Here is a 24,967-nt window from a genome sequence, read left to right on the forward strand (position 1 = left end):
CCCGGCGAGGCTTGTAGGCTCGGCGCCGTGACGGCGGAGCAGGTGGGGCTGGGTGCAGCGGGCGCAGTGGCGCTCGTCGCGCTCGTCGTCGCCCTGCTCGCGCACCGTCGGGCCCGCCGGGCCGAGACCCTCGCCGCCTCCCTCTCCGAGGGGGTCGCCGTGCCCTCGGCACCAGCGGCGCAGGCGCCCCCGGTCGCCGAGAGCGACGCGGCTGCCTTCGTGATCACCCAGGTGGGCGGCCCCCACCAGGGCGACGCGACGTCGGCCGGATCCGTGCCGCTTCCCCGCCCGATCGACGGCCGCCTCTTCACCGACATCGTCGCCCGCGAGACCGTGGTCAGGGCGGCGGGCTGGACCCACGGCCTGCGCCGGGCCCTGTCGCCCGAGACCCGCAACCGGATCCGCTTCGAGGTGCGGCAGGAGACCCGGCGTGCCGCTCGAGGACGCCGCGCCGAGATGAAGCAAGCACTGCGCGAGTTCCGGGCGCGTGAGCGGGCGGCCACGCGCGACGAGGCACCGGGATCGCTCGGGGAGGACGTCGCCTGATGGGACGCCCTCTCTGGTTCGTCGCCGGGGCGGGGGTCGGGGTCTACGCCGCTGCCCGCGCCCGCCGCGCCGCCGAGTCCCTCACCGCCGACGGACTGCGCGACCGCGTCCGCGGCTGGCAGGCCGGCGCCCGGCTCTTCGCCGAGGAGGTCCAGCAGGGCCGTGCCGAGCGCGAGACCGAGCTGCGTGAGCAGCTCGGCCTGCCGCCCGCTTCTCACCAGGCCGGACCACCCGAACTGACCACCAGCACCACCCAGGAGAACGAGAACTGATGGACACCGCCGAGATCCGCCGCCGCTTCCTCGCGCACTTCGAGGCCGCCGGACACGCCGTGGTGCCCTCCGCCTCGCTGCTGGCCGACGACCCCAACCTGCTGTTCGTCAACGCCGGGATGGTGCCGTTCAAGCCCTACTTCCTGGGGCAGGAGACGCCGCCCTACGACCGCGCCACGAGCATCCAGAAGTGCGTGCGGACCCCCGACATCGAGGACGTCGGCAAGACCACCCGCCACGGCACGTTCTTCGAGATGTGCGGCAACTTCTCCTTCGGCGACTACTTCAAGCGGGGCGCCATCGAGCTCGCCTGGGACCTGATCACCAAGCCCGTGGCCGACGGTGGCTACGGTCTCGAGGCGGACCGTCTGTACCCCTCGGTCCTGGTGGGCGACGAGGAGGCGATCGGGCACTGGATGGAGGTCACCGGCCTTCCCCGCGAGCGCATCGTCCAGCTCGGCCCCAAGGAGAACTACTGGTCGATGGGCGTGCCCGGACCCGGGGGCCCGTGCTCCGAGATCCTCTACGACCGCGGGCCCGAGTGGGGCCCGGACTTCGACCCCGCCACCCTCGGTCCCGACATGCCCGTCAAGCTCGAGGACCGGCTGCTCGAGATCTGGAACCTCGTCTTCATGCAGGACGAGCTCAGCGCCGTGCGCTCCAAGTCCGACTTCGACATCTCCGGCTCACTGCCGAAGAAGAACATCGACACCGGCATGGGTCTGGACCGCGTCGCCCTGCTGCTGCAGGGCAAGGCCAACATGTACGAGATCGACGTGGTCTACCCCGTCATCGCCAAGGCGGAGCAGCTGACCGGCAAGACCTACGGCGCCGACCACGACGACGACGTCCGCTTCCGCGTGGTCGCCGACCACGTCCGGTCGTCGATGATGCTCATCGGCGACGGTGTCACGCCGGGCAACGACGGCCGGGGCTACGTCCTGCGCCGGCTGCTGCGTCGCGCCGTGCGCTCGATGCGCCTGCTCGGGTGCGAGGACCGCGTGCTGCCCGAGCTGATGCCGATCTCGCGCGACAAGATGGGCGAGACCTACGACAACCTCGTCATTGACTGGCCGCGCATCTCGCAGGTCGCCTACGCCGAGGAGGACGCGTTCCGCAAGACGCTGCAGGCGGGCACCCAGATCTTCGACTCCGCTGCGTCCGAGGTGAAGACGTCGGGCGGCACGACGCTGTCCGGCGAGCGCGCCTTCGCGCTGCACGACACCTACGGCTTCCCGATCGACCTCACCCTCGAGATGGCGGCCGAGCAGGGCCTCGCCGTCGACGAGGTGGGGTTCCGGGGACTGATGGCCGAGCAGCGTGAGCGCGCCAAGGCCGATGCTCGCGCCAAGAAGGGCGCCCACGGCGACACGGCCGCCTACCGCGCGATCTTCGACGAGTCCGGCCCCACCGAGTGGCTCGCCTACGAGACGCTCGAGACGGAGTCGCGCCCGCTCGCCCTGCTCAGCGGCGGCTCCCCGGTGTCGCGCCTCGGGGAGGGCGAGGTCGGCGAGCTGGTCCTCGACCGCACCCCCTTCTACGCCGAGTCCGGCGGCCAGGTCGCGGACGCCGGCACGATCGTCTTCGACGGCGGCCGCCTCGAGGTGCTCGACGTCCAGCGCCCGATCAAGGGCCTGGTCGTCCACCAGGTGCGTGTGCTGGAGGGCGAGCTCGACCCCGGGCGCGAGGTCCACGCCCGGGTCGACCCGGAGTGGCGCACCGGCGCGCGCCAGGCGCACTCCGGCACCCACGTCGTGCACGCCGCCCTGCGCGAGGTGCTCGGCCCCACCGCTCTGCAGTCGGGCTCCTACAACCGGCCCGGCTACCTCCGCCTCGACTTCGGCTGGACGCAGGCGCTGAGCCCCGAGCAGGTCCGTGACATCGAGCTCGTCTCGCAACAGGCGCTGCGCGCCGACCTCCCGGTGTCGTGGGACTACATGACCCTCGAGCAGGCCAAGGAGTGGGGCGCGATCGCGCTCTTCGGCGAGACGTCCGACAACACGAAGGTCCGGGTCGTCGAGATCGGCGGGCCCTGGTCGCGCGAGCTCTGCGGCGGCACCCACGTCTCCCACGCCTCCCAGATCGGCACCGTCGTGGTGACCGGCGAGACCAGCGTCGGCTCGGGGAACCGGCGCATCGAGGCGCTCACCGGCGTCGAGGGCTTCGGCTACCTCGCCCGCGAGCGCGACGTCGTCGCCCAGCTCACCGGCCTGCTCAAGACGCAGCCGGACGACCTGGTCGGTCGGGTGCAGGGCCTCACCGAGCGCCTCAGGGCGGCCGAGAAGGAGCTGGAGAAGGCGCGGCTCGCCCAGCTCCTCGGCGCCAGCGCCGAGCTGGCGGCCGGCGCGACGCAGGTCGGCCCGGTCAAGGTCGTGGCCCACCGTGCCGACGGCGCCGCCGGCGGCGACGTACGCAACCTGGCGATGGACGTGCGCGGCCGGCTGCCTCAGGGCGAGCCCGGGGTCGTGGTCATCATCGGCCAGGCCGACGGCAAGGTGTCGGTCGTGGCCGCCACCAACGACGAGGCGCGTGCCCGCGGGCTGTCCGCCGGCGAGCTGGTCCGCACCGTCGGGCCCCTCCTCGGCGGCAAGGGGGGCGGCAAGGACGACGTCGCCCAGGGCGGCGGCACCGACGCCTCGCGCATCGACGAGGCGCTCGCGCTGGTGACGCGCGAGGTCGCGGAGAAGGTGCAGGGCTGAGGGTGCGGACCGGCGTGCGGCTCGGCGTCGACCCGGGCGACGCCCGGATCGGCGTCGCGAGCAGCGACCCCTCCGGCTTCCTCGCGACCCCCGTGGAGACCGTGCGCAGCGGCAGGGGCGACGTACGCCGCCTCGCGCAGCTCGTCGCCGAGATGGAGGCGGTCGAGGTCGTGGTCGGGCTGCCGCGCTCGCTCAACGGGACCGAGGGTCCGGCGGCGCAGAAGGCGCGCGCGCTCGCCGGCCGGCTGGCTCGCCGAGTTGCCCCCGTGCCCGTCAGGCTGTGTGATGAGCGACTGACCACGGTGTCCGCCGAGTCGATCCTGCGCGAGCAGGGCCGCCGCGGGGCCAAGCGACGCGCCGTCGTCGATCAGGCAGCGGCGGTGCTGATCCTGCAGACTGCACTGGACACGGAGCGGTCGAGTGGACACGCACCGGGAGAGATCGTCGAGGTGACGGAGACAGATGAGTGAGCACGAGACCCGTCCGGACGACGTGCGCGCGGACGAGCGCGAGGAGCTGGAGGACGACTACGTCCCCGGCGGCAAGCGTCGCAAGGGACGCGGCCTCAAGGGCTGCGTCGCGGTGCTGGTCGCGCTCGTGGTGCTCGTCGGCGGGTTCTACGTCGCGCTGACCCAGGGTGTCTCGTGGGTCGCCGACCAGTTCCAGGGCCCTGAGGACTACCCGGGCCCGGGCAGGGGATCGGTCGAGTTCACCGTCAACGAGGGCGACTCGACCGCCCAGATCGGTCGCAACCTCAAGGCCGACGGCGTCACCAAGTCGGTCCAGGCCTTCATCGACGCGGCCGCCGGCGAGCCTGCCGCGGCCGGCATCCAGGTCGGTGCCTACGAGCTCCAGAAGGAGATGAAGGCAGCCGACGCGCTCGAGGTCCTCATCGACCCGGACAACCTCATCGGGTTCCCGACCGTCACGATCCCCGAAGGCCTCCGGCTCACCGAGATCGTGTCGACGCTCGCCGCGAACACCGACTACCCCGAGCAGGCCTGGAACCGGGCGCTGCAGCAGCCTGACCGCCTCGGCCTGCCCGACTACGCCGAGGGCAACGCCGAGGGCTACCTCTTCCCGGCCACCTACGAGATCAAGCCGGGCATGAAGCCGCCCCGCATCCTCAAGATGATGGTCGACCGCTGGCGCGAGGCCGCCGATGCCGCTGGTCTCGAGGAGAAGGCCGCCGAGCTCGGCAAGACCCCCGGCGAGCTGATGATCATCGCCTCGCTCATCGAGGCCGAGGGTCGCGGCGACGACATGCCGAAGATCTCCCGCGTGATCTACAACCGCCTCGACGGGCCTGGCGACAAGGGCGGCACCAACGGCACGCTCGGCATCGACGCCTCGATCGCCTACGGTCTCGGCCTCTCGCCCGGCTCCACCGAGCTGACACCCGAGCAGCTGGCTGAGGACACGCCCTACAACACGCGCATCAACGCCGGTCTCCCGCCGACCCCGATCGAGTCGCCGGGTGACGACGCCATCGCGGCTGCGGCCAACCCGGCCGACGGCGACTGGTACTACTACGTCACGGTCGACCTCTCCACGGGCGAGACCAAGTTCTACGAGGACTACGACGGCTTCCTCGAGGGTCGCGACGAGTACAAGGCCTACTGCGAGACCTCCGACCGATGCTGAGCCCGACCCCGAGTCCGACCCCGACCCCGCTGACGTGAGCGCCGGGGCGGGCCGGCGCTGCGGGGTGCTGGGCGACCCGATCGCCCACTCGCTGTCGCCGGCGCTGCACCGGGCGGCGTACGCCGAGCTGGGGCTGGACTGGACCTACGACGCGCACCGGGTCGCCTCTGGCGACCTGGGCGCGTTCCTCTCCGGGATCGACGCCGCGTGGCGCGGGCTGTCGCTGACGATGCCCCTCAAGCGCGAGGCGCTGCCGCTGGTCGACCGGCTCACCGACCGGGCGCGCCTGGCCGGTGCCGTCAACACGCTCGTGCTCGAGGACGACGGCACCCGGGTCGGCGACAACACCGACCTCCCCGGGGCGGTCGCCGCCATCCGCGAGCGCACGTCGATCCCGCTGGCGACGGCGACGATCCTCGGTGGCGGCGCGACCGCCACCTCGGTCGGGCTCGCGCTGACGGACCTCGGCGTGAGCACGATCGTCCTGGCGGTGCGGGACGAGGCCCGGGCGGCCGAGACGCTCGCCGCCCTGCGGGCGCACCCGGCCGCACCCGAGGTCGTGGTGTCGACGCTGGGCGCCGGACCCTCCGGCACCGACGTCGTGGTCTCGACCATCCCGGCGGCGGCGCAGACGCCCGAGCTGGTCGCGCGCTGTGCGGAGACGCCGGTCGTCTTCGACGTCCTGTACGACCCGTGGCCCACGCCGCTCGTGACCGCGGCTGCGGAGCGGACGGTCGTCGGCGGCTTGGACCTCCTCGTGCACCAGGCCGTGCTGCAGGTCGAGCTGTTCACCGGACGGACTGTCGCGGTCGACGTGCTGCGAGATGCTGGCGAACGCGCCCTTGCCGCGCGCCATGCCGGTTGAATGACCCCGTGACCGACACCCTGACCGACCCTGGGCTGGCCGCGCTCCTCGCGGCAGTGCTCGCCGGGATGGCCGGCCTGCTGGTGCCGCGGCTGATCGCACGCGTGCCCGAGCCCGCGCCGAAGGAGGCAGTGGACGACGCGCCACCCGCCGACGAGCCGCCCAAGATGCTCTACGCCGACATCGCGGCCCGGCCGGGGCTCGCGTGGCGCAGCGCGCTGCTGGCGGCCGTGGCGGGGGCGCTGCTCGGTGCGGCCACCGGGTTCGACTGGCCGCTGCTGTGGCTGGTGCCGCTGACCCCGGTGGCGGTGGCCCTGTCGGTGATCGACTGGCACACCCGCCTGCTGCCCCGCGTCGTCGTCGTACCCGTCACGCTCGCCGCGGTCGTGGTGGTGACGGCGGTGGGCCTCGCGACGGGAGAGCGCGAGGCCCTCGTGCGCGCACTCGTCGCGATGGTGCTCGCCCGGTCGTTCTTCTGGGTGCTGTGGTTCGTGCGGTCGGCGGGCATGGGCTTCGGCGACGTGAGGCTGGCCGCGCCGGTCGGGCTCGTGCTCGGCTGGACCGGGTGGGGCGCGCTCGCCATCGGGCTCTGGGCGAGCTTCATGCTGTTCGTCGTCCCGGCGCTCGTCGTGCTGGTGGCGCGGCGCGACCGCAGCCTGCTCAAGAGGTCGTTCCCCTTCGGTCCCTTCATGGTCGGAGGCGCGCTGGTGGGTCTCGTCTGGGGGACTGCGCTCGCTGCGCGCATGTGGGGCTGAGAGACTTCCCCCATGCTCCGATGGCTCACAGCAGGCGAGTCCCACGGTCCCTCGCTGGTGGCGATCCTCGAGGGGCTGCCCGCCCACGTCCGCGTCACGACCGACGACCTCGCCGACTCGCTGGCCCGGCGCCGGCTCGGCTACGGCCGCGGAGCCCGGATGAAGTTCGAGCAGGACCAGGTCCGCGTGCTCGGCGGGGTGCGCCACGGTGAGACCCAGGGCGGCCCGGTGGCCATCGAGGTCGGCAACACCGAGTGGCCGAAGTGGGAGAAGGTCATGTCGGCCGACCCCGTCGACCCCGTGGAGCTCGAGGCCCTCGCCCGCAACGCCAAGCTGACCCGTCCGCGGCCCGGCCACGCCGACCTCGTCGGCATGCAGAAGTACGACTTCGACGAGGCTCGTCCCATCCTCGAGCGCGCGTCCGCCCGCGAGACCGCGGCCCGCGTCGCGCTCGGCCGGGTGGCGTCCAACTTCCTCGAGCAGGCCGTCGGCGCACGGGTCGTCTCCCACGTCGTCTCCCTCGGTGGTGTCACGGCGCCGGCGGGCCTCGTACCCGCTCCCGAGGACGTCGAGCGGCTCGACGCCGACGAGGTCCGCTGCCTCGACCCCGAGGCCAGCGCCGCGATGGTCGCCCGGATCGACCAGGCCCACAAGGACGGCGACACCCTCGGTGGCGTCGTCGAGGTCGTGGTCCACGGCCTCCCGCCGGGCCTCGGCTCGCACGTGCACTGGGACCGCCGCCTCGACGCGCGCCTCGCCGGCGCTCTGATGGGCATCCAGGCGATCAAGGGCGTCGAGGTGGGTGACGGCTTCGAGCTCGCCGACACCCCCGGCTCGCTCGCGCACGACGAGATCGTCACGACCGACGACGGCCTCCGCCGCACCTCCGGCCGCTCCGGCGGCACCGAGGGCGGCATGTCCACCGGCGAGGTGCTCCGGGTGCGTGCCGCGATGAAACCCATCGCCACCGTGCCCAAGGCGCTGCGCACCGTCGACGTGGCCACCGGCGAGGCGACCGTCGCCCACCACCAACGCTCCGACGTCTGTGCCGTGCCCGCGGCCGGCATCGTCGCCGAGGCGATGGTCGCGCTCGTGCTGGCCGACGCCGTGGTGGAGAAGTTCGGCGGCGACTCGGTGCAGGAGACGCGGCGCAACGCCGAGTCCTACCTCGACACCCTCCGCTTCAGGTGACGCCCGGATGAGCCCTCGCGTGGTGCTGGTCGGCCCCATGGGGGCCGGCAAGACGACGGTCGCCAGCCTGCTGGGCGACGCCTGGGACCTGCCCGTGCGCGACACCGACGCCGACATCGAGACCACCACGGGCCGCGAGATCTCCGACATCTTCGTCGAGTCGGGCGAGGACCACTTCCGCGACCTCGAGGCCGCCGCCGTCGCTGCTGCTCTCGCGGAGCACGACGGCGTTCTGGCGCTCGGCGGTGGTGCGGTCCTGCGTCCGGAGACGCGTGAGCTGCTGGCCGGGCTGCCGGTGGTCTTCCTGCGGGTCGGCCTCTCCGACGCCGTGAAGCGGGTCGGCCTCGGGGTCGGACGCCCGCTGCTGCTCGGCAACGTGCGCGCGCGCATCAAGGCGCTGCTCGACGAGCGCACCCCCGTCTACGAGTCCGTGTCGGCCCACACCGTCGACACCGACGGCCGCACCGCCGACGAGGTGGCGGCCGAGGTCCGGAGGCTGCTCGGATGACCAAGCGCCAGACCAGGAAGCAGCAGCAGCGGTCCCAGCACCGCACCCAGCAGCGGACCCAGCAGCGGACCCACCAGTCCGCGCCACCGGTGCGGGAGTCGTCCGGCGACACCGTGCTGCACGTCGGCGGTGCCGCCCCCTACGACGTGGTCGTCGGCCACGGACTGTCCGAGCGGTTGCCCGCGCTGCTGGGTGAGTCGGTTCAGCGGGTGGCGGTGCTCTACGCCGGCACGCTGGGCGAGCTGGCCGACCCGGTGGTCGACGCCCTGGTCGAGCACTACGACGTCCTCGCGCTCGGGCTCCCCGACGGTGAGCGCGCCAAGACCGCGCCCGTCGCGTCCGACTGCTGGGAGGCGCTCGGCGAGGCCGGCTTCACCAGGTCCGACGCGGTCGTGACCATCGGCGGGGGAGCGACCACCGACCTCGGCGGGTTCGTCGCCGCGACGTGGCTCCGCGGCGTGCGCGTCGTCCACGTGCCCACGACCCTGCTGGCCATGGTCGATGCTGCGGTCGGCGGCAAGACCGGCATCAACACCGGCTCCGGCAAGAACCTCGTCGGGTCGTTTCACGAGCCCGCCGGGGTGCTGTGCGACCTGGCGCTGCTGGAGACGCTGCCGCACGAGGAGCTCGTCGCCGGGCTGGGCGAGGTCGTGAAGTGCGGCTTCATCGCCGACCCCGCCATCCTCGACGTCGTCGAGGGCACCGACCCGGGGGAGCTGACCTGGGACTCCGCCGAGCTGCGCGAGCTCGTCGAGCGGGCGATCCGGGTCAAGGTGGAGGTCGTCGTCGAGGACCTCAAGGAGACCGGCGGCGCCGACGGCCACCCCGGTCGCGAGGTGCTCAACTACGGCCACACCCTGGCCCACGCGATCGAGCGCACCAGCGACTACGCCGTCCGCCACGGTGAGGCCGTCGCGATCGGGTGCGTCTACGTCGCCGAGCTCGCCGCGCGGGCGGGAAGCCTCGACCCCGCCGTCGTCGAGCGGCACCGCGCCGCGTTCGCCCGGGTGGGGCTGCCGACGACGTACGACGCCGCCTCCTTCGACGACCTCCACGCCGCGATGAAGGTCGACAAGAAGGCACGCGGCTCGCAGCTGCGCTTCGTCGTGCTCGACGACCTGACCACGCCACGGATCCTCGCCGGGCCCAGCGAGGACGACCTGCGCGCCGCCTACGCCGCGATAGCCTCCCCTGCGTGACGGGGACCGCCGGGGAGGAGAACGTAGTCAGCGATTCCGGCGGGTCCATGGTCCGACTCGTCGGAGCCGCCACTCCGCGGCACGTTGACCTGTCCTTGCTCGAGGGAGAACGCAACGTCGGCATGGACTGGCGCGAAGCCGGGACTGCGCCCCACCAGGCACCCGGTGACGTCGTGCTCTGGCACTACGGCCGGAGCATCGCCCCGGTGCGCGTCGTCCGAGACGACGAGCGAGGGCTGGTGGCGTGGCTGGCAGAGGGCACCGAGGGTGTCGACTGGCGACCGGCCGACGGCCGAGCGACTCGCGAGGTGCCACTGGCCGAACGCTTCACCGTCGCGCTCGCTCCGGTGATCTCGCGCTGGTCGGGTGGCGGTGTGCTCCGAATCGCGCCGACCGGACGACCTTGGTCGGTGTGGCTCTTCTGGGAGGACGACGGGGCATTCGCCGGCCACTACATCAATCTGGAGCTGCCTCACCGGCGATCCGCTGGCGAGACTGCGACCCGCGACCTGACCCTCGACCTGTGGCTCGAGCCGGATGGGGTCCTCTGGCTGAAGGACGCCGACGAGGTCGAGGCTGCCGTCGCCTGCGACCGCTACTCAGTCGAGACTGCTGCCGAGATCCGGGCGGTGGCGGAGTGGGCGCGGGCCGAGCTGGTCGAGCGCCGGAGCTGGCCGCTCGACGAGGGGTGGACGACGTGGCAGCCGCCCGCCGACTGGACCGTCCCGTCGCTTCCCGACACTGACGAGGTCCGACGGGCCCGCGCCACTACGCTGCCGTCATGACGAAGGTCCTCGTCCTCAACGGCCCCAACCTGGGCCGGCTCGGCCGCCGGCAGCCGGAGATCTACGGCTCGACCACCCATGCCGAGCTCGCCCACCAGTGCGTCGAGTGGGGTCGCGGCCTGGGTCTCGAGGTGGAGGTCCGCCAGACCAATCACGAGGGCGAGCTCCTCGACTGGCTCAACACCGCCGCCGACGACGGGCTCCGCGTGGTGCTCAACGCCGGCGCGTGGACCCACTACTCCCTCGCGCTCTGGGACGCGTGCGCCCAGCTCACGGCCCCGCTGGTCGAGGTGCACATCTCCGACCCCAAGCAGCGTGCTGAGGAGTTCCGCCACACGTCCGTCGTCGAGCCGCACGCGGTGGCGACGATCGCCGGCCAGGGGATCGACGGCTACCGGCAGGCGCTCGAGGTGCTGGCCGACGCCACCTCGTGACGTCGTACGCCGGTCGGGGACGCAGCGCCCTCGTCCTCGCGGGCCTGCTCGGCAGCGTCCACGCCGCGTTCAGCCTCTACTGGGGCGTGGACGGCGAGTGGCTCGTCGAGACGCTCGGCCGTCGGATGGTCGACGCGTTCGCCGGGTGGGAGTGGCTGCTGCTCCCGATCGGCGCGGTGAAGCTCGTCGCGGCGTGGGTCCCGCTCGCGGCTGCCCGCGCCGGGTGGCCGGCACGGCGGCTGTCCCGGGGCGTGTGCTGGCTCGGCGCCGCGGTGCTGCTGGTCTGGGGCGGGCTCAACACGGTCGTCGGCAACCTGGTGCTGGCCGGCGTGATCGTCCCGGACGGCGGCTACGACCGACCCGGAATGGTCGGCCACGCGTTCCTCTGGGACCCGCTGTTCCTGGCCTGGGGCCTCGCCCTCGCCGTCGGGCTGGCTCAGTCGCGCGCCAGGAGCGCGCGGGTGGCCGCGTCGGCGGGGTAGAGCGCCTCGATCGCCAGCTCGGCGACCGTCACGTCACCGGGCGTGCCGAAGATCGTCGTGGTCGTGAGGAACGACAGCGCGTGGTCTCCGGCGCGAAGCCGCAGCGTGAGCACGATCCCCGGCGGGGGCTGCGGACCCCGGACCGGGAACTCGGCGAGCAGTGCCGCGAGCCGGGGGTCGCCGGTGGTGTCGTGCTCGTGCCGGATCCGCGACAGGATGGCCGCCCGCCACTCGTCGAGGTTGGCGATGCGGGGCGCGAGCCCGCGCGGGTCCAGGCTCAGCCGTACGACGTTGACCGGCGGCTCCAGCAGCTCGGCCGGCACGTCCGCGAGCAGGCGGTAGGCGGCATCGTTGGCGGTGACGAGGTCCCAGCCCCCGTCGATGACGAGCGCCGGGTAGGGCTCGTGCCCGGCGAGGATCTGCTCCAGGGCCTCGTTGACGTCCGCCAGGGCGGGCGCGCCGAGGGGCAGCTCGGAGGTGTCAGGGACGAAGCCCGCCGCGGTGAAGAGCCGGCGGCGCTCGCGCAGCGGGACGGCCAGGGCCTCGCTGAGCTGCCCGACCATCGTCGCGCTCGGGCGCGCCCTGCCCGTCTCGATGTAGGACAGGTGTCGGGTGGACACGCCGCACTGGTCGGACAGCGCCTGCTGGGACAGGCGCCGTCGCTGGCGCCAGTGCCGCACGAGGGAGCCCACGTCGGTCGGCGCGGGCGCGTCGAGGGGGACGTCGAGGGTCATGGTGGTCACTGTGTCAGCCCTTCCGCGCCAGCCACACCTGTCCTGCGGCGAAGGCGCCGACGACGACGGCCTGCACCACGGTCCAGGCGACGCCGAGCGTGGTGAGCCCGCCGAGCACGGCGTAGCCGAGGCTGGCAACGACCCAGACGACGTTGAGCGCCGCCAGCGCGGCGACCCCGCGTCGCGGGACCGGTCGTCGGGTGGCGAGGACGGTCACGCCCGCGGCGACGAGGACGAGGAATACGCCGAGGGAGCGGACGAGCTCCTCGGGCGCGCCGAACCAGTCGGCGAGCCAGCCGCCGGCGAGGGCGTACGCGAGGCCGTTGACGGCGGTCGTGACGGCGTCGACGAGGAGGAAGGGTCCGACGACGGGGATGGTGATCCCGCGTCCGTCTCGTGTCGTGGTGGTCGTGGTCCGGGTCTGCTGAGTGGTGGTCATGACCTCAGGCTGGTCGCGGTCGGGCCGCAGGGCCATGACGTCCGAGGTCATGACGCTGCCGTGCGGGGTGGCACGATCGCGCCATGGACGCACCGGTGGACCTCAGTGCCCTCGCCATCAACGTCGTGGTCCCCGAGGAGCTGCGCTGGCGCGACAAACGCCGCGACGAGGAGTTCGAGCTCCAGTCGCTGACGATCAGGATGCTGCCGGACGGCACGCTCGCGGCGAAGGCCTACGGGCGACCGGTCGCCGGGGGACGGGGTGCGTACGTCTCGTTCCCGGTGCCTGACCGGCCCGAGCTGGCCGCCCTGGTCTCGGCGGCCGCGGACGAGGCGGCCCGCCGGTGGGCGGCCCACGCCTGACCGCCCACCCCGTCCGGCGCTGTGCTTGGATCGCGGGGTGCTGCCCTTCCGCCAGGTCGATGTGTTCAGCTCCGAGCCGTGGCTCGGCAACCCGCTCGCGGTCGTGCACGACGCCGATGGCCTCACCGATGAGCAGATGGCGCGCTTCGCGCGGTGGACCAACCTGTCCGAGACGACGTTCCTGTCAGCGCCGATCGACCCGGCCGCCGACTACCGGGTGAGGATCTGGACGACGACCGGCGAGCTGCCCTTCGCGGGTCACCCCACCATCGGCAGCGCCCACGCGTGGCTGGAGGCCGGGGGAGTGCCCCGCGGCGACGTGGTGGTGCAGGAGTGCGGCGCCGGGCTCGTCGACGTACGACGCTCGCCCCGGCTCGGGTTCGCCGCCCCGCCCCTGCGCCGCTCCGGCGCGGTCGACGCGGACCTGCGGGCCCGCATCGTGCGCGCGCTCGGTGTCACCGACGCGGCCGTGGGGGACATGGCGTGGATCGACAACGGCCCCGGGTGGGTCGGCGTCGACCTCGGCTCGGCGGAGGCGGTCCTCGGCATCGTGCCCGACATCGGTGCCTTCACCGACCTCAAGGTGACCGTCCTCGGTCGCTGGGACGCGACGTCCGCCGCGGAGCTCGGGGCCGACGTCGAGGTGCGCGCGTTCTACGCCGACGGCCGGGAGTTCGGTGAGGACCCGGTGACGGGGAGTGCCAACGCCGGGCTTGCCCAGTGGCTCATCGGCACCGGCGCGCTGCCGTCGTCGTACACCTCGCGCCAGGGCAGCGTCATCGGCCGCGAGGGGCGGGTGCGGCTCGAGGCCGTCGACGACGACGTGTGGGTCTCGGGTGACGCGGTCACCCGGATCGTCGGCGAGGTGGACCTCTGACCGACGCGGCCGGGCGGCGGGACTCGCCCGACGGTCGGCCAGGGGCACCGAGGGCTGGGTCCGGGACGAGGGTAGACGACGGCGCCGGTCGCTGTCCCCGGAACGGGTGGACCGGTATGGACCTGTGGAGAGGTGCGGCATCAGGGTCTGCGGAGCACGCGCTCGCGCACGACGTCGTCCTCCCAGGCGTCCCCGATGGGGAATCTCTTGCGCCCGACCGGCTCGAAGCCGTGACGGGCGTAGAAGGCGTTGGCACGGGCGTTCTCCTCGCTGACCCCCAGCCAGACCCCTCGGGCCCCGGTCGCGTCGGCCGCTGCGAGGGTGTGCTCCATCAGGAGCCCGGCCGTGCCCGAGCCGTGGTGTTCCGGGTGGACGTAGAAGCGCGCCAGCTCGACGGTGGGTCGGTGGCGGATCGCACGCGCGACGTCCGGGTCGGTCGGCTCCTCGAGGAGCAGCATCGCGTAGCCGACCGGGTCACCACCCGCGTCGTCCTCGGCGACGAGCACGGTGCAGGCCGGGTCGCCGACGTGGCGCCGGAAGCTCGCCGGGTCGAGCCGGGTGGTGATGTGGGTCGCGAGGAAGTCGGCCGGCGTCTGCGGGGTGCAGGCGAGGGGAAAGGTGAGCGCCGCCAGTCGGGACAGGCCCTCTGCGTCGGCCTCGTTCGCACGGCGTACGGTCACGGGCGCGGCCACGTCGGCAGGGTATCTGCCCGACGGCTCGCCGCGGCGGGCTCAGGTGATCTCCGGGAGCTCCTGTGCCGCCCCGAGCAGGACGCGGAACGGGTCGCCCGTCTCCGACAGCCGGTCGAGCACCGTCCGGATGGTCCACCGGTCCGGACGAAGGTCCGGGTCGTCGAGCTCGTCCCACGTGATCGGCACCGAGACCGGTGCTCCGTGCGCCGGCCGTGGTGACCAGGGGGCGACGAGGGTCTTGTTGATCGCGTTCTGCGTGTAGTCCAGGCGCGCCAGGCCCTTGCGAGCCTTGACCTCCCACTTCCAGCTCACCAGCTCGGGCACCACCTTGCCGACCGTCCGCGACAGCCGTTCCACCCAGACCCGGGTGTCCTCGAACGTGTAGCCGGGCACCACCGGCACCCAGACCTGGATGCCGCGACGCCCGGTGACCTTGGCGCGTGCGGTGACCCCGAGGTGGTGCAGGGCCGTCCGGTGCAGCCGGGCCAGCACGAGCAGGTCCTCCCAGGACGTCGAGGTCCCGGGGTCGAGGTCCACCAGGGCGTACGTCGGCTCGTGGGGCGCATCGGTCCGGGACGTCCACGGGTGCCACTCCAGCGCACCGAAGTTCGCCGCCCACACGAACGCGGCGGGCTCGTCCGCGACGACGTACGTCCTCGTCTCGCCCTCGTCGGCCTCCTCGTTGTCCCAGGCCCCGAGCCACTCCGGCGCGTGCGCGGGCCGCTCCTTGTGCCAGAAGCCCGGCTCACCGGCCCCGTCGGGGTAGCGGTGCATGTTGAGGGCCCGGCCCTCGAGGTAGGGCAGCGCGACCGGCGCGATGCGGGCGGCGTACGCCAGCAGCTCGCGCTTGGTGACCGGCGGGTCGCCGGGGAAGAGCACCTTGTCGAGGTTGGTCACCCGGAGCCGGCGACCGAACACCTCCCAGGTGCCCTGGGTGGGCAGCGCCGCGAGCTCGTCGATCGCCTCGTCGGGGAGCGGGTCTGGGACCAGCGACACCGCGGCGACCTCGGCCGGCAGGTCCGAGCGCCACAGGCGGTGCGGATCGGCGAGCACCTCCTCGTTCGTACGGCCGCTCAGCACGGACCGCGGGTGGTCCTCGGGGTCCCACCCCTCCACGGCGTGCTCGTCGCGCTTGTGCAGCAGCATCCACGGCTCGCCACCCTCGCCGGGGCGTCCGTCGCGCCGGACCAGTACGAGCCTGCCCCGCAGCTTGCGGCCGCGGACCTCGGCGTGCAGCTCACCAGCCTCGACCGCGGCGCGGGGGTCGTCGGTCCTGACCGGCTCCCAGGTGCCGATGTCCCACACGACCACGTCCCCTCCGCCGTACTCGCCGGCCGGGATGACCCCCTCGAAGTCGAGGTACTCGATCGGGTGGTCCTCGACGTGCATCGCCAGGCGTCGCGCCCGGGGGTCGAGCGTCGGCCCCTTCGGGACGGCCCAGCTCACCAGCACGCCGTCGATCTCGAAGCGAAGGTCGTAGTGCCGCCGACTCGCCCGGTGCCGTTGCACGACGAAGCGCGGCGCACCGTCCGCCTCGGCGACCTCGCCCGAGGGCTCCGGCGTGCGGCCGAAGTCCCGCATGCGGCGGTAGGTGTCGAGCGGATCGGCCATGTCCCACGGTTCCCCCGCCCGGGGCGCACATGCGACGCACGCATCCAGGTCGTCGTGTCGGGGTAACGGTGTCGGCGAGGGACGACCCGACCGACGACGTACGACGAGGAGGCGCGGTGGGCCTGACGAGCGCGCTGCAGGCAAGGCGTGGACCCGACGAGCTCGTGCTGGTGCGCCACGGCGAGAGTGCCGGCAACATCGCCGACACCGAGGCCCGTGACGCGGATGCCGAGCGGCTGGAGCTCTCGGCACGCGACGCGGACGTCGAGCTCTCCGCCAACGGCGAGGAGCAGGCGCGCACCCTCGGCCGGTGGGCGGCGGGCCTCGCGGAGGGGGAGCGACCGGACCTCGTCGTCTGCTCGCCCTACCGACGCGCCGCCGACACCGCCCGCGCCGCGCTGGCCGACCTCGACGTCGAGCTGCTGATGGACGAGCGCCTGCGCGAGCGCGACCTCGGGCTGCTCGACGGCCTGACCGGCAAGGGCATCCGGGCGCGGTACCCCGAGGAGGCCGAGCGCCGCTCACACGTCGGCAAGTTCTACTACCAGCCGCCCTCCGGGGAGAGCTGGGCCGACGTGGTGCTGCGGGCGCGCAGCCTGCTGGCCGACCTGCGTGAGGGGTACGACGGCAAGCGGGTGTGGCTGTTCACGCACCAGGCGGTGATCATGTCGTTCCGCTACGCCCTGGAGGGCCTCGAGGAGACCGAGCTCCTGGAGATCGACCGCACCACGCCGATCCCCAACGCGTCCGTCACCCGCTACTGCAGGCGACCCGACGGCCTCGTGCTGGAGACGTTCGCCAGCGACGAGCACCTCGACCCGGGCCCGGCCGAGAAGACGGACGAGGAGGACCAGGCGGGGGAGGCACCCGATGCCTGACGGTCGGCTCGTCGACGCAGCACTGCTGCGCGACTGGCCCCTGCCCGACCTCGGGTCGGACAAGGAGGAGCGCGGTCGCCTTGTGGTCGTGGCCGGCAGTCGCGAGACACCCGGCGCCGGCCTGCTGGCGGCCGAGGGGGCCTTCCGCGTCGGCGCCGGGAAGATCCAGCTGGCGACCGCACGGTCGTGCGCGCCCGCCCTCGCCGTCACGGCGCCCGAGCTGATGGTCACCGGCGTGGCCGAGGACGGCGGAGGGTCGCTGCACCCCGACGAGGCCGACGAGCTGGTCGAGCGGGCGGACGGCGCCACGGTGCTGCTCGGCCCCGGCTTCACCGACCCCGACGTGTCCGACGAGCTCGTGCGCCGGATGGTGCCCAGGCTCGGCGCCACGGTCGTGATCGACGCGCTGGCGACGGCGTACGTCACGGACAACCACGCGGAGGTGGCGGCGCTCGACGCGACCGTCGTGCTCACGGTCAACCCCGGCGAGCTGGCGCACTGCCTCGGCGTCTCCGGCGACGAGGTCTCGCGGGACCTGGAGGGCCACACGTCACGGCTCGCGGCGCGGACGCGGGCGGTCGTCGTCTGCGGTGGCCCCGTGAAAGTCGTCGCCCACCGGGACGAGGTGTGGCGCGTCGAGGCCGGCAACGCCGGGCTCGGGACGGCCGGGTCGGGCGACGTGCAGGCGGGGATCGTGGCCGGTCTGGTGGCCCGCGGTGCCCAGCCCGCACAGGCGGCCGTGTGGGGTGCCTGGCTGCACGCCACCGCCGGCGATCGCCTCGCCGAGCGGGTGGGACCGGTCGGCTACCTGGCCCGGGAACTGCCCGGGGAGCTTCCTGGCCTGCTCGCAGAGCTGGGCGGATGACCTCCCTGCGGGCTGCGCTCGGACCTGCGCGGGTCACCGGTCCAGACATCCGTAGTAATGCTGATGCGGTCGGGCCGCGGCCCCGGTCACACTCGACGTGCTACGACAGGGGAGGAAGACCATGGGAAGCGTCCTGAGCAGGAGCGCCCACGCAGACCAGCTGGAAGCCGAGGTCCGCGACGCGATGTGCTGCGTCCCGACCGACCGGTGCTGGGAGTGCCAGGTGAAGCTGGGAGAGGTGCGAGCGGTCCGCCGCGACGCGCTGCTGCACACGATGAGCACGGTCCGACCGCGACGGCCCGTCTGGTGATGGTCCGGGACGGCGCTGTCGGCGCCGGCAGCGGGGGACGCGTCCCCCACTCGGTCGCGGCCAGCAGCCGGGACGAGCGGCGCGAGGGCGCGCGCGACCGCGCGACGCTGGAGTTCGGCGACCGGGCCGACGCAGCGCTCGACCTCCTGGAGCTCCTCGAGCTCGCCTGGCACGACAGCCACGGCGACCCGACGCCACCGACCGAGGTCGTCGAGGACGTCTGGGTGGTCGCGTCGGGCGACCTCGGGCAGCTGGCCTCGGCGTCGCGGCTCGCCGTCACCGACTGGGGCGACCTGCGCCTGGCCGCCGACGACCTGCGGGCGCGCGTCTAGTAGGCGCCGGCACGGCCCGCCCTACTGGGGGTCCGGGGAGCCGAACCTCTCGGCGATGACGCCGTGCCTCAACCCGCGGTCACTGACGGTCAGGGAGTCCTGGCCGGTCAGCGTGAGGATCGTGCGGACCACGCACGCCCCGGCGAGGATCACCTCGGCCCGGGCCGGCTGCAGGCCGGCGATCTCGCGCCGCTCCTCCGCAGAGCGAGTCCGGAACACCTCGATCTGTCGGTCCACCTCGTCCGCGTCGAGGACCGTCGCGTGGACGGCGTCCGGGTCGTAGTGGTCCAGGCCGTGCGCGATGGCTGCCAGGTTGGTCGAGGTGCCTCCCATGGCGATCACCATGTCCGGTCGGGGTCGGTCCGCCAGCTCGGCGAGGTCGGTCGCGATGGCGTCGAGAGCCGCGTCGACGGTCTCGCGGGGTACGGCGTCCGCGAGCCCGAAGCGCTCGGCGAACCGCACGGCTCCCACGTCGACGCTGAACTGCTCGTCGATCCGGTCGGCGCTCCCGAAGGTGAACTGGCTGCTGCCGCCGCCGGAGTCGAACACCAGCAGTCGGTCGCCCGCCAGCGGCAGGGTCGACACCGCGGCCATGTACGCGAGCCGCGCCTCCTCCCGACCCGAGATGACCTCCACGGTGACCCCGCACCGGCTCTGGACGGCCGCCAGGAACTCGTCCCGGTTCGATGCCTGCCGTAGACCCGCGGTGCCCACGGCGACGATGTCGAGCGGACCCTCCCGTCGGGCGTCCTCGACGAGGTCCTCGATGGCGTCGACCGTGCGGTCCATCGAAGCGGCGGTCAGCCCACCCGCCGCCACCAGCCCCTCGCCGAGCCTGGCGACCACGGCGGACTCCACCTCGATCTGCGGGCTGCCCTCCTCATCGAGGTGGCCGACTGCGAACTTGACCGAGTTGGTGCCGACATCAATGACGGCGAACCGCTTCGGGCCCCACCCGAGCATCGACTTGAGTGCCCGGGGCACGCTGATGTTGGGTCGACCGTCGAGCCCCAGCCGGCCGATCGTGCGCAGCACGAGGTCCGGGTCCGGGGACTCCACCGCGACGGTCCGGATGGTCCGTCCCTCGGCGCTCACCTCGGTGAGCTCGACCATGCAGTCGTCCACGAGCGACCTGCGGCGGCTCTTGTGGATGTCCACGACGCGCAGGTCGTCGCGCGGAGCGACGAGGTCCTCCACCAGCTGCTCCAGGCTGAGCTCGGTCCGCGGTGCCTGCGGCGGTGGCGCACCGAGCGCCGTGAAGGCGGCCGCGACCGCTGGCACGTCGAGCGGGAAGGGCGCCTTCATCGTCGGCAGCCACAGCTGGAGCCCGACGCCGCTCACCTTCTGGAGCACCTTGGTGTCCAGGACGCCGTCGCGGACCTTGACGGAGGCGTCGCCGTGCATCGACAGGACATAGATCTCGTCACTCTCGGCGGACGCCTCGGTCCGCAGCGGTGCGAGAGCGTCGAGGTCGGCGAGGTCGTCGCCGAAGGTGCGCCACTCCCACCGGGGTACGACGGACGGCGCTGACGGGTGGGTCGGGTGGTCGCTCATGTCACTTGTCCCTCATCTTCCTCGGCGACCCCGGACTCCCGAACCGGGCGAACGGGCATGGCGCGGGTCGCTCCCAACGCGGCTACGGCTCGGTGCACGTTGCCGTGGATGTGGTCGGCCCCCAGGAGCTCCACCGCACCCTGCCGCTCGAGCACGCGTCGCACCGCCGGCCGGACGGCCGCCAGCCGCAGCTCCACACCTGACGCGTCCGCCATCCGGATGATCTCCGACACCGTCGCCGCCCCTTGGGAGTCGATGAAGTTGACCCCTGCGAAGTGCAGCACCACGCCGTGCACGTCGGGGTCGAGCACGGCGACACGCACCTGGTCGACCAAGGCATCCGCAGTGGCGAAGAAGACTCCGCCGTCCATCCGCAGCACCACGGTGCCAGGGGTCGTCTCGTCCTCGGGATGGGTGTCGAGGTCGCGGAACACCTGGGTGCCGGGCTCACGGCCGAGCGTCGACACGAGCGGGTGCGTGACGACGTACACGAGCCACACCAGCGACAGGGCGATGCCGATGACCACGCCGGCGAGGATGCCGAGGACGAGGGTCCCGAGGATCGCTGCCGCAGCCACCCAGAAGTCGGCTCTCGACACCCTCCGCAGGCGCCGCATCTCACCGACGTCCATCATCCCCATGACGACGGCCTCGATGATGAGGGCTGCGAGGACGGGCTTGGGCAGCGAGGAGAAGAGCGGGGCGAGGAAGAGGAGCGCCAGGAGGACGGTGACTCCCGAGGTCAGGGACGCGAGACCGGTGCGGGCGCCCGACCGGTCGTTCAGGGAGGTGGCGGAGAGGCTCGTGGAGACCGGCATCCCATGGAGGAGGCCCGCGCCGATGTTGGCCGCTGACTGGGCGACGGACTCCTGGTCGATGTCCACCCGGTAGTGGTGTCTGGCTGCCATGGCGCGCGCGTCCCCGGCGGTCTGGGAGAAACCGATCATCACCAGTGCGAAGGCGGCCACGAGGACCGTGCCGGCGTGGTCCACCAGCAGGCCGGGATCAGGCACCTCGAACGACGGCAGCCCTCTCGGGATGTCCCCGACGAGGGCCACCCCCCGGTCCGCGAGGTCCAGCACGCGCGCCGCCACGAGTCCGCCGACGAGCAGCACGAGTGCGCCGGGAACCTGCGGGGCGACCCACCGGAGGCCGAAGACGACGGCGAGGGCCACGACGCCGACCACCACGGTTGCAAGGTGCGCCTGGCCCAGCGTGGACAGCCACGACCAGAGCTCCTGGAACGAGCTGCTGCCCTCGCTGTCGGTGCCGGTCAGCTTGGGCAGCTCCCCGATGACGACGTCGATGGCTGCACCGAAGAGGAAGCCGGTGACGACAGCCCGGGACAGGAACTGGGACAGCCACCCCATGCGGAACACCGCCAGCGCGAGGAAGAACAGGCCACTCGTCAGCGTGATGCCGGCCACCAACGTGGCCGCGTCGGCGGGGTCGGTCACGCTGGCCGCCAGCACCGCGCCACCGGCGACGGCCGCGAGACCTGAGCTGGGACCCATCGAGATCTGGCGGCAGGTGCCGAACAGGGCGTAGAGGATCGTCCCGGCGGCGGCGGCATAGAGCCCGCTCTCGAGTGGCACACCTGCGATCTCGGCGTAGCCGAGGTTCTTGGGAATGATCAGCGCCGCCACCACGACCCCGGCGACGAGGTCACCGCGCAGCCAGCCTCCCTGGTAGTGGCGCAGCTGGTCGAGGATCGGCAGGAAGCGGAGCGCCGACCTCCGTGGGGAAGCCATGGCGCTGTCGGGGGGCGCAGCCGTGCTCATGGGAACTCGACCGGGCCCGGGTCACCCCGGCCCGACGGCCGGCTCCGCGCCCGGCTCCCCGGAGAGCTCGGCAGCGAAGAACTCGAGCGCGGTCTTGGTCTTCGTCTGCTGCTCGCCCGAGACGTCCAGGCCCTTGGCGGCCAGGAAGGCGCGCAGCTCCGCCGCGGCCTGGAAGGCCTCGGAAGGCGCCGCCTTGGCGGAGAGCTCGAGGATCCTGGACCCGTCGGGGTAGAACCAGAGCTCCGCAACGATGCGCATGCTGAGCTCTGGTGGGCGGAGCTTGAGCTTGAAGACGGTGATCGGTCCCAGGATCGACAGGTCGTCGAGGGTGACGCCGTCCGGTGCGTGCGCCTTGTAGAACTGTCGCTGCTCCTTGGAGAAGAGGGTGCGGACGCCCTTGCGTCCGGCGGCGACCTCCTTGACGGCCTTCGGCCCGAGCGCGCCCTTCATGGACGCCGAGCACACGAAGCCACCCGGCATGGCGTCGACCTCGACCACCAGGTTGTCCGACGTCCGCTCCTCCTGGACGTCCGCGGGAACCACAGGCCTCAGCTTGACCACGGAGTCGTCCCCTCGGCCCTGGACCCGTCGAGCCCGAGCGACCACTCCGACGTCGTTCAGGGCCAGGTCAGGGGTGTCGAAGAAGTACACCTGACGGATCTGCGCGTCTAGCGGGTCGACGTCCAGGGCCGCTGCCGCCTGCCGTCGGTAGGAGTCCGGCACCGTCAGCTTGAGCTCGACGCTGTCGGCGTCCTTCGCCAGCGCCAGCACCTCGCCGACCTGGGCATCAGTGAGTCGGGCTGGTGAGTCGGACGTGACTGACATTCCTCGCTCCCTTCGCTGTGGGAGGTCGCGTCGACACGACACCGCCCCGAACACTGTCCAGCGCCGAGCGGCGCTCGGCATCACCCGGAGCGTGTGACGTGCAGGCGGAACCCGACGCGAGATCAATGCTCGTCGTCGAGGCGCCGAACGGTGTTGGATGGATGGAGTCGCTGCAGGAGCGGACCGAGAAGGAAGTGCAATGGATCAGGGCGAGCGTCGCAAGTCCCTCCGCTGCCGGCTCGGTCTTCACACGCTGGTGACGTGTGAACGCCGGCGCTCGCTGGCAGGAATGCGGACGCTGCGGCAAGTACACCCACCAGGTGGTCATGAGCAACCGCTACCCACCGTCGGGCAGGGGGAGGAAGCCGTCGGCGGCGCCTAGCTTCGCCCGGCGGCGCCGACGCGCGCCACCTCTCACGATTGACGTGGGGGAGCTCCCGGAGTCTCGACCTTCGATGGAGGCCGCCAGCTCGCAGTCGATCCAGCGCCCGATCACCGCGACCACGTAGGCCCGCTCGCGTCGGTCGAGCAGATGCCCCTTCGCGATGCCGTGCCACGTCTCCGGCAGCTGCGGCAGCAGGTCACGGTGGCATGCTGCGTCTCCAAGACCGGGTGGTTGCGGTACGGGGTCCGCCGGCCGTCGTTGCGCGGGGCACGGCCAGCGCCGGCCGCTCCGCGATGATCTCGGCGGCTTGAGCCCCATCGTGCGGACCGGGCGGCTCAGCGGTGGCCCGATCCCGCCCGCGCAGGTGGCACCGCCGCCCGAATGGTCGCGCGGTGGCGCGGTCGATCCGGTGGTCGATCTCGGCGCGCTCGGACGCGCTCCCCAAGTAGGCACGGCACGGTGGTCAACGAAGAAGCAGGACCAGCTGGGTCTCCGCGAGGCCGCGTCAGCCTCGTCAGCCTCGCGGCAAGGCGACCGTGCCGCGCGGCGTGACGAGAACGGACAGTCCTGCCGGACCGCCCCACAGGTAGGTGCCGGAACCGACACGCTCGTAGGACCACGACCCAGCGGTCTTCGCCCGGTGGTGCCGCCGGCACAGGGGGGCCAGCGACTCGGGCGACGTCTGACCCGGCGGCCCGCCGTCGCCCGGGTCCTCGAAGGGCACGCGGTGGTCGAGGTCGCACTGGCGTGCGGGACGACCGCACCACGGGAAGACGCATGACTCGTCCCGGAGCCGCACCTCGTCGGCCATCCGCGGCGGCGGGTCGTGGCGGTCCACCGACCAGCGGTCGTCGGCCGCGACGTGGAGCACGGGCTGCACTGTGACTCGGGCTCGTCCGGCCCAGTCGCGGACCAGATCGAGGGTCACCGGGCCGATGCCTTCCACTGAATCGGTCGCGCACGCGTCACCCGCGACGACGCCGGCGAGCGAGGCGTGGAGGTAGAGCCGAACCTTCGCGTCACGGCGGCCGAGCGCCGCCTGACGCGCCGCCTGACGCGCCGCCTGATGGCTCGCCGGGTCGCCTGTCGCCAGGAGGCTCGCCAGGTCGAGGCGCGCTTGCGCGTCGGCGATCACGCCGAGGGCCTTGGCCTTGCGGACGCCGAGGTCGTCGGTGTCGCCGAGCGCGCCGAGTGCTTCGGCCTCGGCGCAGACGACGTCGTGGAACCGGATCAGGTCGAGCGTGTCGCCGCTGGCGTGCAGCTCGGACGTGCCGGCGTAGTGATGGGGATCGGCGTGGGTCAGCACCACGTCCCACGACAGCCGCGCCGCCGCCTCCCGATGAGCCTGCTCCTCCCCGTCGCAGCGGGCGGCTGCGTCGGCGACGACCCGGTCGAGTGCAGGGAGGCTCAGCGAGGAGACACGACCCGCGACCTGGCGGTCGACCCAGCGTGCCGCTTCCACGGACAGGTGTCGGGTGCGGGCGGCGACGCGTCGCGCCTTCCACGCCGGCACGAGCTGGGCGCAGGTCTGGTCCCACAGCAGCGGGAGCCGGTGGTGCAGGTCGAGCGCGTCGGCGATCAACGTCGAGGCCGCTGCGGGTGAGCATCCGAGCGCCACCGCGAGCGGCTCGGGAGTGAACGCGGCGACGGTGGGCGTGCCCGCCCCGCCCAGGGTCTCGGGCGCAGTCAGCACGGAGGGGAGCGTCGGCCCGGAGGGCGTCTCGCACGCGTAGAGAGCCGGGTGGGCGATCGCCCACTGGTAGGCGACGCGCAGCTTGTGGACCTCGGCCACACGCAGCAGCGCCTCGACATCGGATGCCTCGGACAGCAGGGCCCCGGCAGCGAGGTCCGCCAGGTCGGTGACCCGGTCCCTCGCGTGCGTGTCGGTGCTCTCCATGGACCTACTCAACCAGAGCCCACCGACAGTGGGCCCGGACCGAGA

At 72.9% G+C, this 24,967-nt stretch carries 27 protein-coding genes and 1 pseudogene; 19 read left to right on the plus strand and 9 right to left on the minus strand.

Annotation, left to right across the window (positions count from 1 at the left end):
• Nucleotides 1–27: 27 nt before the first annotated feature.
• The 13 genes from ACFQW6_RS03105 to ACFQW6_RS03165 are packed head-to-tail and all read left to right on the plus strand — an operon-like array spanning nt 28 to nt 11,380.
• Entirely contained in the window at nt 28–546 is a 519-nt protein-coding gene (locus tag ACFQW6_RS03105; protein WP_378541167.1) for a hypothetical protein, read from the plus strand.
• A complete protein-coding gene (locus ACFQW6_RS03110) occupies nt 546–818 on the plus strand; it encodes a DUF6167 family protein (protein WP_378541170.1) in 273 nt (90 codons plus the stop codon). Before ACFQW6_RS03105 ends, ACFQW6_RS03110 begins: the two co-directional genes overlap by 1 nt.
• Nucleotides 818–3,517 (plus strand): alanine--tRNA ligase, encoded by a 2,700-nt coding sequence (gene alaS / locus ACFQW6_RS03115; protein ID WP_378541173.1) that lies wholly within the window; start codon nt 818–820, stop codon nt 3,515–3,517. Before ACFQW6_RS03110 ends, alaS begins: the two co-directional genes overlap by 1 nt.
• A 2-nt stretch (nt 3,518–3,519) precedes the next feature.
• Nucleotides 3,520–3,987, plus strand: coding sequence for a Holliday junction resolvase RuvX (gene ruvX, locus ACFQW6_RS03120; RefSeq protein ID WP_378541176.1), 468 nt, complete (start codon nt 3,520–3,522; stop codon nt 3,985–3,987).
• Nucleotides 3,980–5,161, plus strand: coding sequence for an endolytic transglycosylase MltG (gene mltG, locus ACFQW6_RS03125; protein WP_378541179.1), 1,182 nt, complete (start codon nt 3,980–3,982; stop codon nt 5,159–5,161). Before ruvX ends, mltG begins: the two co-directional genes overlap by 8 nt.
• Before the next feature lie 34 nt (nt 5,162–5,195).
• Nucleotides 5,196–6,026 carry a shikimate dehydrogenase gene (locus ACFQW6_RS03130; RefSeq protein WP_378541181.1) on the plus strand — a complete coding sequence of 277 codons (831 nt, stop codon included), beginning with the start codon at nt 5,196–5,198 and terminating at the stop codon, nt 6,024–6,026.
• 8 nt (nt 6,027–6,034) lie between these two features.
• Entirely contained in the window at nt 6,035–6,781 is a 747-nt protein-coding gene (locus tag ACFQW6_RS03135; protein ID WP_378541183.1) for a prepilin peptidase, read from the plus strand.
• 12 nt (nt 6,782–6,793) lie between these two features.
• A complete protein-coding gene (gene aroC / locus ACFQW6_RS03140; protein WP_378541185.1) occupies nt 6,794–7,972 on the plus strand; it encodes a chorismate synthase in 1,179 nt (392 codons plus the stop codon).
• 7 nt (nt 7,973–7,979) lie between these two features.
• Nucleotides 7,980–8,480, plus strand: a complete 501-nt coding sequence (locus ACFQW6_RS03145) for a shikimate kinase (protein ID WP_378541187.1) — start codon at nt 7,980–7,982, stop codon at nt 8,478–8,480.
• On the plus strand, nt 8,477–9,679 hold the full coding sequence (aroB, locus tag ACFQW6_RS03150) for a 3-dehydroquinate synthase (protein ID WP_378541190.1): 1,203 nt from the start codon (nt 8,477–8,479) through the stop codon (nt 9,677–9,679). The genes ACFQW6_RS03145 and aroB overlap by 4 nt, the downstream gene beginning before the upstream one ends.
• Complete coding sequence (locus tag ACFQW6_RS03155; protein ID WP_378541192.1) at nt 9,676–10,464, plus strand: DUF402 domain-containing protein; 789 nt, start codon at nt 9,676–9,678, stop codon at nt 10,462–10,464. Before aroB ends, ACFQW6_RS03155 begins: the two co-directional genes overlap by 4 nt.
• Complete coding sequence (locus tag ACFQW6_RS03160) at nt 10,461–10,898, plus strand: type II 3-dehydroquinate dehydratase (RefSeq protein WP_378541195.1); 438 nt, start codon at nt 10,461–10,463, stop codon at nt 10,896–10,898. Before ACFQW6_RS03155 ends, ACFQW6_RS03160 begins: the two co-directional genes overlap by 4 nt.
• The gene (locus ACFQW6_RS03165) at nt 10,895–11,380 is read left to right on the plus strand and encodes a DUF3995 domain-containing protein (protein ID WP_378541198.1); all 486 of its coding nucleotides are present in this window, start codon (nt 10,895–10,897) and stop codon (nt 11,378–11,380) included. The genes ACFQW6_RS03160 and ACFQW6_RS03165 overlap by 4 nt, the downstream gene beginning before the upstream one ends.
• Here ACFQW6_RS03165 and ACFQW6_RS03170 read toward each other — a convergent pair.
• Nucleotides 11,335–12,114: a helix-turn-helix domain-containing protein gene (locus tag ACFQW6_RS03170; RefSeq protein WP_378541200.1), complete on the minus strand. Its 780-nt coding sequence runs from the start codon at nt 12,112–12,114 to the stop codon at nt 11,335–11,337. The two genes, ACFQW6_RS03165 and ACFQW6_RS03170, sit on opposite strands and share 46 nt — an antisense overlap.
• Before the next feature lie 13 nt (nt 12,115–12,127).
• A complete protein-coding gene (locus ACFQW6_RS03175; protein ID WP_378541202.1) occupies nt 12,128–12,553 on the minus strand; it encodes a hypothetical protein in 426 nt (141 codons plus the stop codon).
• Between the two features lie 83 nt (nt 12,554–12,636).
• Here ACFQW6_RS03175 and ACFQW6_RS03180 point away from each other — a divergent pair, with 83 nt between their 5' ends.
• Nucleotides 12,637–12,915: a hypothetical protein gene (locus ACFQW6_RS03180; protein ID WP_378541205.1), complete on the plus strand. Its 279-nt coding sequence runs from the start codon at nt 12,637–12,639 to the stop codon at nt 12,913–12,915.
• 37 nt (nt 12,916–12,952) lie between these two features.
• Complete coding sequence (locus tag ACFQW6_RS03185) at nt 12,953–13,792, plus strand: PhzF family phenazine biosynthesis protein (RefSeq protein ID WP_378541208.1); 840 nt, start codon at nt 12,953–12,955, stop codon at nt 13,790–13,792.
• A 140-nt stretch (nt 13,793–13,932) separates the two neighbouring features.
• Here the strand turns inward: ACFQW6_RS03185 and ACFQW6_RS03190 are convergent, their stop codons facing one another.
• Both ACFQW6_RS03190 and ACFQW6_RS03195 read right to left on the minus strand, forming a co-directional pair.
• On the minus strand, nt 13,933–14,484 hold the full coding sequence (locus ACFQW6_RS03190; protein WP_378541210.1) for a GNAT family N-acetyltransferase: 552 nt from the start codon (nt 14,482–14,484) through the stop codon (nt 13,933–13,935).
• Nucleotides 14,485–14,523: 39 nt separating this feature from the next.
• Nucleotides 14,524–16,095: a DNA polymerase ligase N-terminal domain-containing protein gene (locus ACFQW6_RS03195; RefSeq protein WP_378541213.1), complete on the minus strand. Its 1,572-nt coding sequence runs from the start codon at nt 16,093–16,095 to the stop codon at nt 14,524–14,526.
• A 68-nt stretch (nt 16,096–16,163) separates the two neighbouring features.
• Between ACFQW6_RS03195 and ACFQW6_RS03200 the strand changes: the two genes are divergently transcribed.
• The 4 genes from ACFQW6_RS03200 to ACFQW6_RS03215 all read left to right on the plus strand — a co-directional run bounded on the left by ACFQW6_RS03200 (nt 16,164) and on the right by ACFQW6_RS03215 (nt 18,480).
• Nucleotides 16,164–16,973 (plus strand): histidine phosphatase family protein, encoded by an 810-nt coding sequence (locus ACFQW6_RS03200; protein WP_378541216.1) that lies wholly within the window; start codon nt 16,164–16,166, stop codon nt 16,971–16,973.
• Entirely contained in the window at nt 16,966–17,838 is an 873-nt protein-coding gene (locus ACFQW6_RS03205; RefSeq protein ID WP_378541218.1) for an NAD(P)H-hydrate dehydratase, read from the plus strand. Before ACFQW6_RS03200 ends, ACFQW6_RS03205 begins: the two co-directional genes overlap by 8 nt.
• A 121-nt stretch (nt 17,839–17,959) precedes the next feature.
• The gene (locus ACFQW6_RS03210) at nt 17,960–18,148 is read left to right on the plus strand and encodes a hypothetical protein (RefSeq protein WP_204811145.1); all 189 of its coding nucleotides are present in this window, start codon (nt 17,960–17,962) and stop codon (nt 18,146–18,148) included.
• Entirely contained in the window at nt 18,145–18,480 is a 336-nt protein-coding gene (locus ACFQW6_RS03215; protein WP_378541220.1) for a hypothetical protein, read from the plus strand. Before ACFQW6_RS03210 ends, ACFQW6_RS03215 begins: the two co-directional genes overlap by 4 nt.
• A gap of 21 nt (nt 18,481–18,501) precedes the next feature.
• Here the strand turns inward: ACFQW6_RS03215 and ACFQW6_RS03220 are convergent, their stop codons facing one another.
• The 5 genes and pseudogenes from ACFQW6_RS03220 to ACFQW6_RS03240 form a co-directional block, all read right to left on the minus strand.
• Nucleotides 18,502–20,034, minus strand: a complete 1,533-nt coding sequence (locus ACFQW6_RS03220; RefSeq protein ID WP_378541222.1) for a Ppx/GppA family phosphatase — start codon at nt 20,032–20,034, stop codon at nt 18,502–18,504.
• Nucleotides 20,031–21,785 carry a SulP family inorganic anion transporter gene (locus ACFQW6_RS03225; RefSeq protein ID WP_378541225.1) on the minus strand — a complete coding sequence of 585 codons (1,755 nt, stop codon included), beginning with the start codon at nt 21,783–21,785 and terminating at the stop codon, nt 20,031–20,033. Before ACFQW6_RS03225 ends, ACFQW6_RS03220 begins: the two co-directional genes overlap by 4 nt.
• Before the next feature lie 51 nt (nt 21,786–21,836).
• Complete coding sequence (locus tag ACFQW6_RS03230; protein WP_378541228.1) at nt 21,837–22,640, minus strand: hypothetical protein; 804 nt, start codon at nt 22,638–22,640, stop codon at nt 21,837–21,839.
• A 492-nt stretch (nt 22,641–23,132) separates the two neighbouring features.
• Nucleotides 23,133–23,252: pseudogene (locus tag ACFQW6_RS03235) on the minus strand (hypothetical protein); the annotation flags it as partial.
• A gap of 287 nt (nt 23,253–23,539) precedes the next feature.
• Nucleotides 23,540–24,922, minus strand: a complete 1,383-nt coding sequence (locus ACFQW6_RS03240) for an HNH endonuclease signature motif containing protein (RefSeq protein ID WP_378541231.1) — start codon at nt 24,920–24,922, stop codon at nt 23,540–23,542.
• Nucleotides 24,923–24,967 lie beyond the last annotated feature (45 nt).

It is taken from the genome of Nocardioides sp. GCM10028917 (assembly GCF_042666175.1).
Lineage (GTDB): Bacteria > Actinomycetota > Actinomycetes > Propionibacteriales > Nocardioidaceae > Nocardioides.

Excerpts from the sequence above, each read along its gene's own strand:
- ACFQW6_RS03110 (WP_378541170.1), top strand. The coding sequence starts at position 546 with ATGGGACGCCCTCTCTGGTTCGTCGCCGGGGCGGGGGTCGGGGTCTAC.
- alaS (WP_378541173.1), top strand. The coding sequence starts at position 818 with ATGGACACCGCCGAGATCCGCCGCCGCTTCCTCGCGCACTTCGAGGCC.
- mltG (WP_378541179.1), top strand. The coding sequence starts at position 3,980 with ATGAGTGAGCACGAGACCCGTCCGGACGACGTGCGCGCGGACGAGCGC.
- aroC (WP_378541185.1), top strand. The coding sequence starts at position 6,794 with ATGCTCCGATGGCTCACAGCAGGCGAGTCCCACGGTCCCTCGCTGGTG.
- ACFQW6_RS03145 (WP_378541187.1), top strand. The coding sequence starts at position 7,980 with ATGAGCCCTCGCGTGGTGCTGGTCGGCCCCATGGGGGCCGGCAAGACG.
- aroB (WP_378541190.1), top strand. The coding sequence starts at position 8,477 with ATGACCAAGCGCCAGACCAGGAAGCAGCAGCAGCGGTCCCAGCACCGC.
- ACFQW6_RS03160 (WP_378541195.1), top strand. The coding sequence starts at position 10,461 with ATGACGAAGGTCCTCGTCCTCAACGGCCCCAACCTGGGCCGGCTCGGC.
- ACFQW6_RS03170 (WP_378541200.1), bottom strand. The coding sequence starts at position 12,114 with ATGACCCTCGACGTCCCCCTCGACGCGCCCGCGCCGACCGACGTGGGC.
- ACFQW6_RS03175 (WP_378541202.1), bottom strand. The coding sequence starts at position 12,553 with ATGACCACCACTCAGCAGACCCGGACCACGACCACCACGACACGAGAC.
- ACFQW6_RS03180 (WP_378541205.1), top strand. The coding sequence starts at position 12,637 with ATGGACGCACCGGTGGACCTCAGTGCCCTCGCCATCAACGTCGTGGTC.
- ACFQW6_RS03195 (WP_378541213.1), bottom strand. The coding sequence starts at position 16,095 with ATGGCCGATCCGCTCGACACCTACCGCCGCATGCGGGACTTCGGCCGC.
- ACFQW6_RS03205 (WP_378541218.1), top strand. The coding sequence starts at position 16,966 with ATGCCTGACGGTCGGCTCGTCGACGCAGCACTGCTGCGCGACTGGCCC.
- ACFQW6_RS03210 (WP_204811145.1), top strand. The coding sequence starts at position 17,960 with ATGGGAAGCGTCCTGAGCAGGAGCGCCCACGCAGACCAGCTGGAAGCC.
- ACFQW6_RS03220 (WP_378541222.1), bottom strand. The coding sequence starts at position 20,034 with ATGAGCGACCACCCGACCCACCCGTCAGCGCCGTCCGTCGTACCCCGG.
- ACFQW6_RS03225 (WP_378541225.1), bottom strand. The coding sequence starts at position 21,785 with ATGGCTTCCCCACGGAGGTCGGCGCTCCGCTTCCTGCCGATCCTCGAC.
- ACFQW6_RS03230 (WP_378541228.1), bottom strand. The coding sequence starts at position 22,640 with ATGTCAGTCACGTCCGACTCACCAGCCCGACTCACTGATGCCCAGGTC.
- ACFQW6_RS03240 (WP_378541231.1), bottom strand. The coding sequence starts at position 24,922 with ATGGAGAGCACCGACACGCACGCGAGGGACCGGGTCACCGACCTGGCG.